Annotated in this window: 10 protein-coding genes; 6 read left to right on the forward strand and 4 right to left on the reverse strand. The window is 34.8% G+C overall.

The annotated features are described in order from the left end of the window. Positions 1-196: 196 nt before the first annotated feature. Entirely contained in the window at positions 197-3,805 is a 3,609-nt protein-coding gene (locus HM990_RS04340; protein WP_178987767.1) for a metallophosphatase, read from the forward strand. Positions 3,806-4,235: 430 nt separating this feature from the next. Here HM990_RS04340 and HM990_RS04345 read toward each other — a convergent pair whose 3' ends face one another. Continuing rightward, positions 4,236-4,373 carry a hypothetical protein gene (locus HM990_RS04345; RefSeq protein ID WP_178987768.1) on the reverse strand — a complete coding sequence of 46 codons (138 nt, stop codon included), beginning with the start codon at positions 4,371-4,373 and terminating at the stop codon, positions 4,236-4,238. A 156-nt stretch (positions 4,374-4,529) separates the two neighbouring features. Then, the gene (locus HM990_RS04350) at positions 4,530-5,456 is read right to left on the reverse strand and encodes a helix-turn-helix domain-containing protein (RefSeq protein ID WP_178987769.1); all 927 of its coding nucleotides are present in this window, start codon (positions 5,454-5,456) and stop codon (positions 4,530-4,532) included. Between the two features lie 490 nt (positions 5,457-5,946). On the opposite strand from HM990_RS04350, the gene HM990_RS04355 reads away from it, so the two are divergent. The 5 genes from HM990_RS04355 to HM990_RS04375 all read left to right on the forward strand — a co-directional run bounded on the left by HM990_RS04355 (position 5,947) and on the right by HM990_RS04375 (position 12,715). Then, complete coding sequence (locus HM990_RS04355) at positions 5,947-6,507, forward strand: AraC family transcriptional regulator (protein ID WP_178987770.1); 561 nt, start codon at positions 5,947-5,949, stop codon at positions 6,505-6,507. A gap of 14 nt (positions 6,508-6,521) precedes the next feature. Then, positions 6,522-6,968 (forward strand): response regulator, encoded by a 447-nt coding sequence (locus HM990_RS04360; protein WP_178987771.1) that lies wholly within the window; start codon positions 6,522-6,524, stop codon positions 6,966-6,968. A gap of 97 nt (positions 6,969-7,065) precedes the next feature. Further along, the gene (locus HM990_RS04365) at positions 7,066-8,049 is read left to right on the forward strand and encodes a chemotaxis protein CheB (RefSeq protein ID WP_178987772.1); all 984 of its coding nucleotides are present in this window, start codon (positions 7,066-7,068) and stop codon (positions 8,047-8,049) included. 3 nt (positions 8,050-8,052) lie between these two features. Beyond that, on the forward strand, positions 8,053-12,108 hold the full coding sequence (locus tag HM990_RS04370) for a CheR family methyltransferase (RefSeq protein ID WP_178987773.1): 4,056 nt from the start codon (positions 8,053-8,055) through the stop codon (positions 12,106-12,108). A 178-nt stretch (positions 12,109-12,286) separates the two neighbouring features. Further along, positions 12,287-12,715 carry an FKBP-type peptidyl-prolyl cis-trans isomerase gene (locus tag HM990_RS04375; RefSeq protein WP_178987774.1) on the forward strand — a complete coding sequence of 143 codons (429 nt, stop codon included), beginning with the start codon at positions 12,287-12,289 and terminating at the stop codon, positions 12,713-12,715. Positions 12,716-12,805: 90 nt separating this feature from the next. Here HM990_RS04375 and HM990_RS04380 read toward each other — a convergent pair whose 3' ends face one another. Further along, positions 12,806-14,341: a sulfatase family protein gene (locus tag HM990_RS04380; protein ID WP_178987775.1), complete on the reverse strand. Its 1,536-nt coding sequence runs from the start codon at positions 14,339-14,341 to the stop codon at positions 12,806-12,808. Between the two features lie 34 nt (positions 14,342-14,375). Next, complete coding sequence (locus tag HM990_RS04385; RefSeq protein WP_178987776.1) at positions 14,376-15,131, reverse strand: DeoR/GlpR family DNA-binding transcription regulator; 756 nt, start codon at positions 15,129-15,131, stop codon at positions 14,376-14,378. Positions 15,132-15,190 lie beyond the last annotated feature (59 nt).

Here is a 15,190-nt window from a genome sequence, read left to right on the forward strand (position 1 = left end):
ATATTAATTTTAAATTAGTCTAAAAGTTCCGTAATAATAGGATCACTTCTTAATTCAATCACTATAAAAATTTGCTGAAATGAGTTTTGATAGATTTTTAATAAAAACGTTCATTATCTTATGCTTCAAAATTATTCTTATATCAGCACCTGTTATATGGATTAATTATAGAATTTGCACCAATTAACGATACTATATGATAAATAGATTATTTTCTAAATTAAAATCAGGTTTTCTACTTGTATTTTTGACGCTATTGAGTACAAACTTTTCTTCAAAGGTTAATGCTCAAGAGGCTAAAAAGGAAACTGTAAAAGCGATTTCCAAAAGCATTTATCTAACGGCCAATATGGGCTTAGATCACGCGAAACATTCAAAAGGAATTCTTGAAGCTATTATAACCGCCTCTAAAGATGATGATAATGCTGTATTTATCGCTTTAGGGAATAGTACAAGACCTGAGGGTTACCCTAAAGATAAGGAGGATAGACAAATCGAAGAAGTATTTCTTAGGTCTCAATTTTTGAAACCACTTTCAGATTTTAATGGCGAAGTTATATTTATTCCTGGAAAAAATGAATGGAATAAAGGTGGTCATAAAAATTTAGATGATTTGGAGTCTTTTTTACAAGATAACAGCAAAGCTGAATTTTGGCCAAATGATGGCTGTCCTTTAGAAAGGGAAACCTTAAGCGATGAGGTGGAATTAGTGATGGTAGATACGCAATGGTATTTTGAAGATTGGGATAAACATCCTTACATTAATAACAAATGCGAAATAAAAACTCGGGAACAATTTTTTGTGGAATTTAAGGACGAGCTTAAAGACGAACAAAATAAAACCATTGTTGTGGCATTGCACCATCCTGTCCTTACAGCGACAAGGCAAGGACTAATTGGGCGCATGGGAGGTTTGTCCAAGCAAGCGCGCTACAATAATGAGATGCAATATTTAATAGGACGATTGGAAACTTTGGCGAGCCAGTTTAACGATGTCATTTTTGTTTCGGGTAGCGATAGAAATTTGCAATATTTAATGGATGATGGCATACCACAGATTATAAGTGGTGCCGTAGGGAAAACTTCCAAATCCAAACCTGATACCGAAGATGGTCATTATGGTACTGACCAACCTGGTTTTGTGAAACTCAATGTTTTTAAGGACGGTAGTTCGGAAGTTGAAATTTATACGGTCGAAGGCGAGCAATCAACCAAAGTGTTTACTTCTAACATAAAATTAAAAAAGGGAACTTTAGAGGATTTTGATTACCACACAAATAATGAATTTGGCAAAACCTACAAAGACGCCATTTACACAGAAGAGGAGACAAATAAATCAGGATTTTACGAGTGGTTTTGGGGTGATCACTATAGAGATATTTATGGTCGTAAAATAGAAGCTCCAGTATTATTTTTGGATAGTTTACCAGACAATGTTAGGGCGATAACTGAAGGTGGCGGAAACCAATCCAGAAGTTTACGTTTAATTGATGATAACGAAAATGAATATACTGTAAGGGAATTACGTAAAAGTGGACTGCGTTTCATCCAATCCATGATTAAGGATCATTATGTTATAGAATATGCAGATAATACGGTTGTTGAATCAGTTGTTCAAGACTACTATACAACAGCACAGCCTTATGCGCAATTTGTTATTGCTGAACTTTTGGATGCCATAGATATTCCTCATGCTAATCCAAAAATTGTTTACTTACCAAAACAAAAACGGTTGGGTCGGTTCAATGAAAATTATGGCGATAAACTTTATATGTTTGAAGAACACGTTGGCGATGAGAACAAGAGTTTTGATACCTTCGGAAATGCAGATGATATCATCAGTACTAAAGACATGTTGCTCAAACTTCAAAATGATAAGGATGCACAGATTGATGAGTCTAGCTATATCCGAGCGCGTTTATTTGATTTTCTTATAGGAGATTGGGATAGACATGCCGACCAATGGCGGTGGGCATTACACGAGAAGGCGGACGGAACACTTCAATACAAACCAATTCCTAGGGATCGGGATCAGGCGTTTCCCAAATATGATGGTGTTTTTCCAGCGATTCTCAAAATGGTAGCGCCATTGGCCAGAAATATGCAGACGTATGCCCCTGAAATTCAAAATATAAAAACATTTAATAATGCGGCGTACTATTTAGACAAAAGTTTTATTAATAAGGCGAGTTGGAGCGAATGGCAGAAGCAGGCAGAGCAAATTCAAAATAATTTAACAGATGAGTTAATCGATAGAGCGTTTTCAAATCTTTTGGAGGATACTAAAGATGAAAGTACTGAGCATATCAGATCAACTTTAAAGAAAAGACGTGAAAATATAGTTTCTATTGCCCAAGATTACTATGACTATTTTAAAAAACACGAAATTATTGTAGCGACTAATAAAGACAATGTCATTGATATTGTAAGAATGCCAAATGGAAAGACACAAGTTACCATAAAACAAAAAGACTATGTGATTCTTGATAATACGTATTCGAAAGACATTACGAACGAAATATGGATTTATGCCTTAGATGGTGATGATGAAATTAGTGTAACTGGAGACGGAAATGACTATATAAAAATCAAAATTTTTGGTGGAGAAGAAAACGATATATACAACGTTGAAAACAACCGTTTAGTTAAAGTATACGATTACAAATCGAAAAAAAATACATTTAATTCTTCAGTAAATAAAGTGCTGACAGATTCTTACGATATTAATAATTATGATCCCCAGAAACGTAAATATTCAAATAATGTACTGTTGCCAACTGTTGGTTTTGATCCAGACGCAGGCTTTAGCGCAGGATTAACAAATACCTTAACCACCTATAGTTTACTTCGAAATCCATTTACGACGCAGCACACAGTCAATGCGTCTTATTATTCTGCCACACAAGGTTTTGAATTTTCCTATAATGGAGAATTTGCCCATGTTTTTTATAATTGGAATTTAGCTCTGGATGCTCGAATTACAAGTGAAAATTATGCAACTAATTTCTTTGGTGTCGGCAATGAAACTAGGTATGATGAAGATGCTGTAGATATGGATTTTAATCGTGTAAAGATTGAGCAATGGCACTTTCAGCCGTCTTTAATTTATAAAACAAGCGGCAATGTTAGTGCACATATTGCGGCTCGTGTAGAGTCGAATAAAGTGGATGATACAGATAACGGATTTACTCAAGGTTTTTTTAATTTTGATAATGATGTTTTTGAAGATCAAATTTATGCAGGTGCAGAAGTTGGGATTAAATTCAATAACAAAAAAAATCTGTTAAGTTTGCCTCGCAGAGGAATGGAGTTAGGTGTCGTGGCAGGCTACAAACAAAATGTCGATTCTGATTTTAACAATAAACTGTCTTATATAACTCCAACTGCGTCATTTATATACCCGATTCACGAAAGCGGTTTGGCTACTTTGGCAACTAAAGCCCAGGCGAATTTTATTCTTGGTGATACTTACGAATTTTATCATGCTGCCACAGTTGGTGGAAATAGAAGTTTACGAGGGTATAGAAACGAACGTTTTTTAGGTAAAACATCGTTTTTTCAGACCACAGATCTTAGGGTGTGTTTTCTAGAGAAGCGCACAGGATTTGTACCGCTTCGATTTGGTGTTACAGGTGGATTTGATGTTGGTCGTGTATGGAATGAGAATGAAGACTCCGAGAAGTGGCACAATAGTTATGGTGGCTCAATTTTTATAAACGGATTTCAAGCCTTAACGGCAAATATTGGTTACTACCGAAGTGCAGAAGATAACCGTATTATTTTTACGGCTGGCTTTCGATTTTAAAACTGAAAAACCATTTAAAAAATAAATGTTCTATTTGAATGAGAATTAGTGATTCACTTTTCAATAGCATTTTAAGATAGATTTCGAAAATTATTGTAATTCATAAATTGAAACTATTTTAATAATTTGTTTTTTTCATTCTCAGAATAATATAATAAAAAAACCCTTTGAAAATAATTTCAAAGGATTTCTATCTAATCAAATAAACTATTAATCAATCGATTAATAATAAGTTTCAGATTTGACTTTTTCTTCAGTTTCAAGTTTGGTAAACGTATTTTTATATATACCAATTTTTACTAGAATATTTAAAACACATTCACCATAAACACTGAATGCAATTCTAATTTACTAAATGCTATAATCTAAAAGTCATCATAATTTATTGCATCAACCCTTTCAAGTTATCTCAGTCGCAGATTAACTATAATTAGCTGCTGGTATTGGATTTTGCCGAATGATTTAATACGCCTTTTTTCTTTTTAGAAATTCTAAAAGACATTCCCGTTTTGCCAATTCTGGCATTTAATGGTGTCCAATTTGTAGGTTGATTTTGACTTTTATTCATAGTGTAATTTTTGTTCATAAAATACTTTGTTCCTTGTTAAATAAGCTTACATAATTTTAATAAAAAATTGTATAATTAACCATAGATCATAACTTCAAAAAGCCAGTGTAATTCGATTCACATTTTAAATCCCTGTGTTCTACAGTACAACTTTCTTTAATATTGAAAAGGGGTGCATTGAAATTTTTCTTCAAAAATCTTATAGAAATAACTCCGATTCAAATAACCATTTTTATAGAGTACATCAGGCAATGGCTCTGTTGTGGTAAACAACAGATTCGCAATGTTTTCTAGTTTAATATCATTGATTAAAGACACCACACCACATTTAAATACAATTTCACAACCCAATTGCAGTTTATGAATAGATAAGTCTAATTCATTGGCAATATCTTCTACAGTAATTTTTTTTGCAATTTGGTTTTTTACCAATGTAGGAATGGTACTTATTTTTTCTATCTCAGAATCCTCTAAAATCGTATGATTGTTCAATATCAAATATTGTTGTATAAAAATATATTGAAGCTCTGAAATCACCGCTTTCACCAATAAACTATCGGGTTTAGAACCTTGACAATATTTTTTTGCTTTTTCAATCGTTTCTTTGACTCTGTTATCCTTCGATGGTGCGCTCATGGCAATTTGTTCCTTGGCATCGGAATTGTAATAATTTTCGAGATAATTATTAAAATCAACTTCCCTGTAAGACTCAAATAAGGGGAAGTCCATACTCAATATAGATATATCTTGTTGCTTACCGGATTGCACATAAAAATTGCTATTCACATGCTTTGTGCTCATATAAATACTGGTCCTTTGACCTGGGCAAATCATGCGTTTTTTACGCTTTCCATTAATTTGAAAGGTGACATCATCGCTATTGGGATATATAAAATGAACTGCATTCTTCTTTAAAATTGAGTTAACCAATTTGCTGGTATCATAGTTACAGGTCAGATTGGCAAAACTTACTCCAACGTCATTGACTGCCAACATTATATTTTTATTGGAAATATCGAAATCGGCAAAAAATCTATTGTCCTTGCTGTCGCCTTGACCTTGTAATAAATCTAGTTTCCTCATTTTTTAGTCACTTTTTTAAATTTTAGGTCACGAAAAATGAGGCAAAACATAACTAACAAAATACTTATCGAAAGGAATATCAAATTAATGACCACATAATCTTCAATCATAATGATGCACGTCCACCAAGAGAGTAAATATATGGCGACACTAAAAGTTACAATTTTTGACATGATTATTTATTAAAATGGATTAATAAGCTAAGTTACTTTGTGTATAAGTAAATGTGATGGGTCGTAATTAAACACACTTGTAATTTTCAAAATTATGTTAATTTTGTAGTTCAACGTTTACACAATTCGGTTAAAGGGTTGCATAATTCTGTTTTAGAACCTATTTTTATATCCCATTTTAAATTGCAATGCGTGCGAAAAAAAAGTATATTTGAAATGATTCAGACTAAAAAAATACTTTTAAGGTGTGCTTTTATCGCATTATTAAATAGTTTTGCCTAATACTATTGTAGTAGATATTTTATAATTGTAGCCTAATGAAAATACAAGTAAAATTCGATTTTTTAAGTATTTGTAATAACCTTCTTTCCGAAAAATTGGTGCGCTTAGGCATTAAATATAAGCTGAACTCCAGTAGCGAAATTGAAATATTGGAACGATTAAGTCTTGAAGATAAAGAGCTACTATATAAAGAACTAAATACGTCGGGAATTCATGTTATTGACAACCATCAGAGCATTTTGGTGCAACGCGTGAAAACTATCTTAGCGGAAATAATTAGATTGGATAATTACAACGATGATTTTAAAGTGTCGGCTTATATAGAACATAAATTACCACATTCCTACAATTATTTGTCGAGAGTGTTTTCTGAAGCCACCTTTATGTCTATTGAGCAATTTTTGATTTTAAAAAAAATCGATTATGTCAAGGAATTGTTGATTGAAGATGGCCTAAGTTTAACGGAAATAGCTTATAAATTAAATTACAGTAGTGTATCGCATCTTTCCAGACAATTTAAGAAAACCACTGGTTTCAGTCCTTCTTATTTTGTCAACCTTAAAAAACAAATCAAAACAGCAACTAAAGAAAATTAATTTTCACCTAGCGGATGGCAATGGAAAAAATAAATATCGTACTTGCAGACGATGACGAAGATGACAGAGCATTGTTTGAACTCGCTGTCAATGAACTAAAAGTCCCTCATCAGTTTGATATGTGCAAAAACGGACAGGAGCTTATAGACTATTTCAGACAGCCTGAAACCAGGCTTCCCGATATATTGTTTCTCGATCTCAACATGCCAAACTTAAGTGGTGTGGAGACCTTAAAGGAAATACGTAAAGATCCAGGACTTAGAGGCATTACAGTGGCAATTTATTCCACCTCATCTTCAGAGCGCGATATTGAAGCGACTTTTTTGGAGGGTGCAAATATTTATATCAATAAACCATCTGATTTTGAAACACTTAAAAAGATCATCAAAAAAGTAGTTACTATAGATTGGCAATACCATACGTCCATTTTAAATAGGGATAATTTTCTTTTCAGATTTTAATTTCAATTGGGGAAGGAATAAAATGGAATCAGTTAATGATTTGAGCTTATTGTCTTTAGCTTAGACCAATTCAACGTGTTCAAAAATAAAAAAGTGCATGACAAATGATTTTAGACTTTTTGCAATTGGCGGTTCCGCTGGAGGTTTTAGAGCCATTAAAGTAATATTGTCTAGCATTCCTACGGGTTTAAATGCCGCCTACTTAGTGGTATTGCATAGTGCTTTTGATGCTTCTAACTCTTATGCATTATCCTTAGAGAAAAATGTAGCGCTAAAAGTGGTCACAGCCGAAGATGGTATGGAGATTAAGCCAGATATGGTCATAATTGCCAAACCAGACCATCATTTATTTGTACGCGAAAATAAAGTGAAACTATCCAAAGGGCCACGAGAAAATATGTTCAGACCCGCCATAGATGTCCTTTTCAGATCTGCTGCAGTAGCTTATAAAATCAATTGTGTGGGTATATTATTAACAGGTCGCTTAAATGATGGTACCAACGGACTTAGTGCTATACAACAATGTGGAGGACTGACGGTTATTGAAAATCCCGATACTGCTGAGTTTAGCAGTATGCCAAGCTTTGCTAAGGAAAGTATAGCCATAGATTATGTGGTTAATCTTGAAGATATGGCTGATGTTATCATTTCTATTACCAATGAGACATTGCCCAAACCCAAACGGATTCCGGAAAATATTGTGAAGGAAAATGATATTGCCATGCGAATAAAAAGTCAAATAGGTTTACAGGAAGAATTAGGCGAACAGGTGCCTATTAGTTGTGCAAGCTGTGGTGGTCCTTTGTGGGAAATGAGAGATCCCGTTCAAAAAAGGTACCGATGCCATGTTGGCCATGCCTTTACACAAGAAGCATTATTAAAAAGTCAGGATGGTGCATTGGAAGAAGCACTGTGGATTTCCGTAAGGACCTTAGAAGAAAAACGAACCCTAATGCAAAGTATGATAAGCGACTATAAGCGTAAAGGCATGCAACAACTCATTAAATCCTACAACCATAAACTAGACGAAATATCAGAACAAATAAAAAGCATTAGGTCTGTATTACAATTAAATGATTAAGTTTTGAGTAAAAAAAAATTGACTAAAAAAGAAGATGATTTATATGTAGTAGGTGTAGGCGCTTCAGCAGGAGGGCTTGATGCCTTAACAAAATTTCTAAAGAATTTTAATGGCGTCAGTGCAGATATTTGTATTGTTATAGTGATGCACCTTAGTCCAGACTACAAAAGCCAGTTGGCACCAATTTTAGATAAACGTTGTAAATGGCCTGTAGTGTCTGCAGAAAACAATATGGAATTGAGTAGTGGCAATATCTATGTCACACCGCAGAATAAGCAAATACGTATTGTAAATAGTTCTTTTGTGTTGGAAGACTTATCGCCAGAGCATTCCTTTACGCCATCCATAGATAATTTTTTTAAATCTCTGGCTAAGGACAAAGTAAAAAAGTCTATCGGCGTCATTTTATCCGGTTTTGGAAAGGACGGTTCTAAAGGCATGACCAATATTAGAGAACTTGGTGGTTTTACCATTGCTCAATTGCCAGAAACGGCAGAACACAGAGATATGCCAAATGCAGCCATAGATACAGGTCATATCGATTTAATTATTCCTGCTGAGCAAATGTACGACGACATCGTACAATTCATTACCAATACACGTTCCATCGCTTCGAGTGGTATAAAAGAAGGTTCTGTAGAGGCTATTTTTGAACTGCTCGAAAAACGATCGGGTACAGACTTTTCCATGTACAAACCTACGACTATTATGCGTCGTATCAACCATAGGATTGCGTCCTTACAATTAAGTAACAAATTAGAGTATTACGAACTTATAAAGCAAAATCCTAAAGAGCTGGACAATCTGTTCGATACGGTTTTAATTGGTGTCACGGAGTTCTTTCGCGACATAAAAGCTTTCGATTATTTGCGCGAACAACTTATTGAAATGCTTAAGGACAAAGAACCAGGAGACGCCATACGTATTTGGAGTGTAGGTTGTGCCACTGGCGAAGAGCCCTATTCCTTAGCGATTCTGTTATATGAATTGTTGGGAAGTGCCGTAAACCAATACCATATTCAAATATTTGCGTCAGATATAGACGAGCGCGCTATCAATTTTGGGAGAAAAGCCATGTACAACAAAGAGTTGTTGGATAATGTGCCTGCTGAAATTATTTCCAAGTATTTTGAAAAGAGTGATAATATCCATTATGAGATAAAAAAAGAAATCAAACAACATGTGTTGTTCACCAGGCACGATATTACTACCGATCCACCCTTTGTAAAATTAGATCTGGTCACTTGTAGAAACTTGCTTATATACTTCAACAATACGTTGCAAAAACAATGTTTTCAAATTTTCCATTATTCATTAAAACCAAAAGGATTACTATTTCTAGGTAAATCTGAAAGTGTAAGTGTAGCGGCAGATTTGTTTTCTAAAATTGGAAAAGGGAAGATGTTTAGAAAGGCAGAGTCCTCATTAAATTATCAATTGAAATTTTCGCGATTACGAAATAGAAATCAAATTAAAAAGGAGGAGGAAAAAGCAGACAATATACGTAATATGAGTATTGCGGACGTAGCAAAGGAAACCCTTTATTACAAATATGACAATCCTTTTGTAATCATAAATGATAGTGCTGAGATCAAGGAAGTCCATGGCAGTTTAAGACTCTATGTAGAGATCAGCCAAGGGACCATGAATGTAAACCTGCACAAAATGGTAAATTCAGAGCTGGTTACCATAGTCAAAGCGGTTTTAGCACAAGTAAAGAAAACCAATGTTACACATACCAGTCATGTCGTTAAATTTAACTTATACGAACAGTTACATTACGTTCGGATCAAGATTATTCCACTCGTCTATAGAATAAGCGAAGTGCAATACTTCATGGTTATTTTCGAAAAAGTTGAACCCACCGAAGGCCATATAGAACTTCAGAAAAAACTGGAAACCTCAGATTTCGTCAATTTGCGAATAAAGGAATTGGAAGATGAGCTCACATCTACCAAAGAGCACCTTCAAATTTTTACTGAAGAATTAGAGGCCACCAATGAAGAACTTCAAACTATAAATGAAGAACTGCAATCTTCCAACGAGGAGCTAAAATCCAGTAATGAAGAATTGGAGACCAGTAACGAAGAATTGCAATCGGCTAATGAGGAATTAAATACGGCAAACCAAGAGCTAAGGTTGACCAATGATTTATTGATAGAAAAAGAACAAGAGCTCAAGGAGGCAAAAGAAATAAGTCAGCGCAACGAGTTAATATATAAAACCATTGCAGAAAATATCCCAGAAGGTGCCGTTGGTATATTAGATAAAGAATTTAACATAGAGTATATAGCTGGACAAGGCGTTGATAAATCGGAAATTAATGAGTTCACAGGCAAATATCTGCCAGATCTTAATTCGACTAAAAGAGAAGCAAAACGTTTAGAAAAATTGTGCAAGGATACTTTAAAAAATGGTTCGGCAGCTATTGAAGTGCATTACAACAACAAATTTTATGACATTAGAGCCGTGCGTTTTATTATGCCTTATGATAACGAAGAAAGAATTTTATATTTATCGCAAGAGGCGACAGCCCTTAGGCAAAATCAAATTATCCTAGAAACTGCAATTAAAGCCTCTAATTTAATGGTGTTTGAATATGATTTTGAAGAGGATAGATTATATGCAGATAAAACGCTGCATGAATTTTTAGAACTGAATCAAAAAAAGACAATTACGCAGCAAGATGTAATGAGCAAAGTCCATCCAGATGATTTGGAGGCAAGGGAAAGAAGCATTAAAAAAGCTTTGGAGACTGGAGAAATCCATCATGAGATTAGAGTTCAACTGGCCAAAGGACTTAAGCACATTAGGATTACCGGACGACTGATTTTTGACGAGGATAAAAATCCCAAAAAGGGATTTGCTACGCTCATAGATATTACCAATGATAGAGTATTGCTGGAAAAAGTGAAAGAAAGTGAAGAGCGGTTTAAAACCATTGCCAATGCAGCGCCAATTACCATTTGGATCACCAATGCAGAAGGCAATTGTACTTATATCAATAACTTCTGGTTCGATTTCACGGGTAGCACTATGAAGGAGAATTATGGTAAGGGTTGGCTACAGTTTGTGCACAAGGATGATCTAGAAGTAGCTGCAAACTCTTATGCTGAAGCGCATGCTGAAGAAGCACCTTTCAGTTCAGAATATCGGGCAAGACGTAAAGATGGTAAATATGTGTGGTTTTTGAATCAAGGCATTCCAACATTCGATAATAGTGGAAATTTTAAAGGTTACATCGGCTCTTTTACAAATATTGATAAACAAAGGGTATTCAGGGACGAACTGGAACAAAAAGTTGAGGAAAGAACACGAGATATAAGAAGAGCCAATAAAGAGTTGGTAAAGTTAAATATGAATTTAGAGGAATTTGCCTATATGGCAAGCCATGACCTTAAAGAGCCCTTGCGAAAAATTAGAATGTTTAACTCTCTTGTAAAAAATAACGACGAAGGTTCCATTGAAAAATATACTACAAAAATTGAAAGTTCGGCAGAACGCTTAACCAACCTTGTTAATGATATCATGGATTATAGTAAAATCGATGATAATAACGTAAAAGTAGAAACCGTAAACTTGGACGATATCTATGAAACCGTCATTTCGGACCTAGAAGTTGTAATTGATGAAAAAAACGTAAAGATACAAAAAGAAGAGCTAGGGGAAATCAAAGGCATATCAACAAGAATGTATCAATTATTTTCCAATCTGATAAGAAATGCAATCAAATTTAACAAAAACAAACCAGTAATCAAGATCAGCCTAGAAGAGGTGGTTGGCAAGGATATGTCTAAACATCTAAAAGCAAATCATAAGATAAGATTTAAGAAAATTACATTCGAAGATAATGGCATTGGATTGGATGAAGATAAGAAAGATTATATTTTTAAGCCCTTTAAAAAACTGAATTCCTCTAGCGAATATATAGGAACTGGGATCGGGTTGGCCATATGCAAGCGCATTATGGATTTGCATAATGGTTGTGTGGATGTGGACAGTGAAATAGGCAAAGGTTCTAGTTTTATGTTGTACTTCCCCATGGATGAGAAAAAGTAATACTTAGTTGAATAATTTTAAATGAGTTCCAACTCTAAATCAATTCATTACGGTTTTAAAAAAAATGTAATCCAGAAGTTAAGTTTTTCTTAAATAACCTGAAAAACCTACATGATATTCTTTATTTTCTCATATAAACAATAGTTTTGCATCCTATTTAAAACGAAATCAAAAATTTATGAGTCAAGTAAAAGAAAATGATACGGTAAAGGTACATTACACAGGAAAATTAAAAAACGGACAAGTCTTCGATAGTTCTTTAGAGCGTGAGCCTTTAGAGTTTACATTAGGTAAAGGCATGCTAATTCCTGGTTTTGAAAAAGCCGTTATCGATATGGAAGTGAATGATAAAAAAACTGTTGATATTCCTATGGAAGACGCTTATGGTGATGTCAAAAAAGAATTATTCCATAAAGTGGATAGAGCACAATTGCCACCGGAAGTGAAGCCTGAAGTTGGTTTAGGTTTAGCATCAAGGGATGAGCAAGGTAATGAGCACCAATTTAGAATTGTTGAGGTCAATGAAGACAATGTTATCGTAGATGGAAATCATCCATTAGCGGGACAAGAATTGGTTTTTGACCTTGAGTTGGTTGAGATCAAATAAGTAATAGTTACTTAGAAATATAAAAAACCTGTGAAATTAGCTTCACAGGTTTTTTTATCTAAAAAATAAGCTATTAATCAAATAAACTTATTAGTGCGTGTCAGTTTCGGTTTCCTTTTCGGTTTCAGTTCCTTTTTCCACGTTGGCTTTAACCCAAGCATCATAAGCCTCTTGTAATTCCTTAACTTTTTCAGGATGCTCGGCAGCAACATCGTTACGCTCACCAGGATCAGCTTCAATGTCAAATAATTTAATGGTTAAATCATCTCGTATTGGAGCAATATATTGGGCAGATGGTTCACTTTTCCAGTGGTTTTCCTTGGCATTCGTTATTTTCCATTTGCCTTTTCGTGCAGCCCAGGTTTTTTGCCATTTCCAAACTAATAAACGTTCGGCTTTTGGTTCCAATAAATCAATACCATCAATAGAAGTATCCGTTAGCTTAACACCAGCAGCTTTGGTTAACGTAGGTAAGATATCCAAGGCAGAAACATAGCGTTTTTCAACTTTACCAGCTTCTACTTGTCCTGGCCAACTCACAGCCATTGGCACTCTAATACCGCCTTCCCATAGGGAGTATTTTCCACCTGTTAATGGTGCATTATTGGAACCCGTAAGCGGAGAACCTCCATTGTCTGAAACAAATACAATTAACGTATTTTTGTCTAGTCCTGTTTCTTTTAAAGCATCTAAAACACGACCAATATTGTCATCAAGACAATTAAGGTTGGCTAAATAATAGTTCCTCAGGTCGTCGGTATTTATAGCGCCAACTCTAGAATATTTATCATAGTACGCGGAATAGCTGCCTGGTTTATGGTAACTATAGGTCACCAAACTATCTGGATCATATTTAGGGATAGCCTTTACGTTATATTTGTCCAAATATTTTTGAGGGACTTCGTGAATTAGGTGGTGTACGGCGTTATAAGATAGGGTTAAAAAGAAAGGTTTGTCATGATGTCGTTTTAGATAATCAATGGATTCGTCCGTTAAAATATCGGTAAGATAACCATCTTCATAACTTTTTTCTCCCATGTTATGCATCAATGGCCCTAAGAGTGCACTAGTGCCATAAGGATCTGGTGTGCGCTCTTTGATGCTTTGGGAATTTGCCCAATAATCGTGAGCATGGGCAGAAAAGCCCAAGAATTCATCATAACCATGGTTTAGTGGATATTCCCTAACATCATATTTATGAAAATTACGACCTAAATCATTTTTTCCGATTCGTGCGGTGTGATAACCAACTTCCTTCAAATACTCAGGAAGTGTTTTAACGTCATCTGGTAATCCTGGTCCCCAACTTGCTGGAATGTCCCAACGGAATTGGTTTTTTCCTGTAATAATTCCTGCTCTAGACGGACTACAGACAGGAGCCGTTACATAGGCTTGTGTATAAACGGTTCCTGATTTGCCTAAACGTGCTATGTTAGGACTGGAAACCGTTTTGTCATAATTATCAAAAGGTGTGAAATCTGCATAACCTTGATCATCCACAACAATTAATAGAATATTTGGTTTTTCATTTTGTGTTGTCTCTTGTTCAGAAGGATCACTTTTCTTTTTATCTGAATGGCATGAAAATAATACAGCAAATACCATTAAAAATAAGTAGTGTTTCATTTTATGAGTTGTTTAGTTTATCTATTTATATAGATTAGTTGACAATGGTCACTTTAATTTCTTTTTCTTCTAATTTCTTTCGTTTAATTTCAGAAATACCTTTGTCAGTTATGATTTCATCGACTTGGGAAAGGTCACATATTCTAGCGAAACTCTTTTTACCGAATTTTGAAGAATCCGCCAATACAATTACTTTTTGGGCTGCCTTTAGCATTTTTTTATTCAATTCTGCTTCTTCGAGGTTGGTGGTGGACAGCCCGTATTCTAAATCAATACCGTCAACACCTAAAAATAGTTTGCTGCACGATACATTTTTTAGAATATATTCTGCATAATTGCCAACTACAGAGGCTGAACTGTGCCTAATGTAGCCGCCAAGCTGAAGGATTTCAATATTCTTATCGTGTATAAGGTGTAGGACCACATGAAGTGATGAGGTGATCACCGTTAATTTGTTTTTGGCTTGGATAAATTTTGAAAATGCCTGAACGGTTGTTCCCGAAGCAATTAAAATGGAGTCGTTTTCAACGATGCGACTTGCGGCCATTTGTGCAATGCCGTTTTTTTCCTCAACCGAGATTTTCTCTTTATCTAAAACGGTTCGCTCATTAATATAGGGATTTTCCAATGATGCGCCACCATGGGTTCGGTGTAGTAAACCTTTTTGCTCTAAAAGTTTGAGGTCTTTTCTAATCGTTACTGCGGAAACATTCAATATATCGCACAAGTCAAGCACTTCGAGGTGTTTCTCTTTGGCGAGTCTATCTAATATGTCTTGATGTCGCTTCATATGTCCTGATCTGAAGGATTTTTTATAACGCTTTAAGTTTAAGTGCTCACAAATATAGC

The sequence above is a fragment of the Winogradskyella schleiferi genome (assembly GCF_013394655.1).
In the GTDB taxonomy this organism is placed as follows: Bacteria; Bacteroidota; Bacteroidia; order Flavobacteriales; family Flavobacteriaceae; genus Winogradskyella; species Winogradskyella schleiferi.

What these genes read in the sequence shown, in the direction of transcription:
- HM990_RS04360 (WP_178987771.1), top strand. Translation starts at nt 6,522, where the DNA reads ATGGCAATGGAAAAAATAAATATCGTACTTGCAGACGATGACGAAGAT.
- HM990_RS04380 (WP_178987775.1), bottom strand. Translation starts at nt 14,341, where the DNA reads ATGAAACACTACTTATTTTTAATGGTATTTGCTGTATTATTTTCATGC.
- HM990_RS04345 (WP_178987768.1), bottom strand. Translation starts at nt 4,373, where the DNA reads ATGAATAAAAGTCAAAATCAACCTACAAATTGGACACCATTAAATGCC.
- HM990_RS04385 (WP_178987776.1), bottom strand. Translation starts at nt 15,131, where the DNA reads ATGAAGCGACATCAAGACATATTAGATAGACTCGCCAAAGAGAAACAC.
- HM990_RS04355 (WP_178987770.1), top strand. Translation starts at nt 5,947, where the DNA reads ATGAAAATACAAGTAAAATTCGATTTTTTAAGTATTTGTAATAACCTT.
- HM990_RS04365 (WP_178987772.1), top strand. Translation starts at nt 7,066, where the DNA reads ATGACAAATGATTTTAGACTTTTTGCAATTGGCGGTTCCGCTGGAGGT.
- HM990_RS04375 (WP_178987774.1), top strand. Translation starts at nt 12,287, where the DNA reads ATGAGTCAAGTAAAAGAAAATGATACGGTAAAGGTACATTACACAGGA.
- HM990_RS04340 (WP_178987767.1), top strand. Translation starts at nt 197, where the DNA reads ATGATAAATAGATTATTTTCTAAATTAAAATCAGGTTTTCTACTTGTA.
- HM990_RS04350 (WP_178987769.1), bottom strand. Translation starts at nt 5,456, where the DNA reads ATGAGGAAACTAGATTTATTACAAGGTCAAGGCGACAGCAAGGACAAT.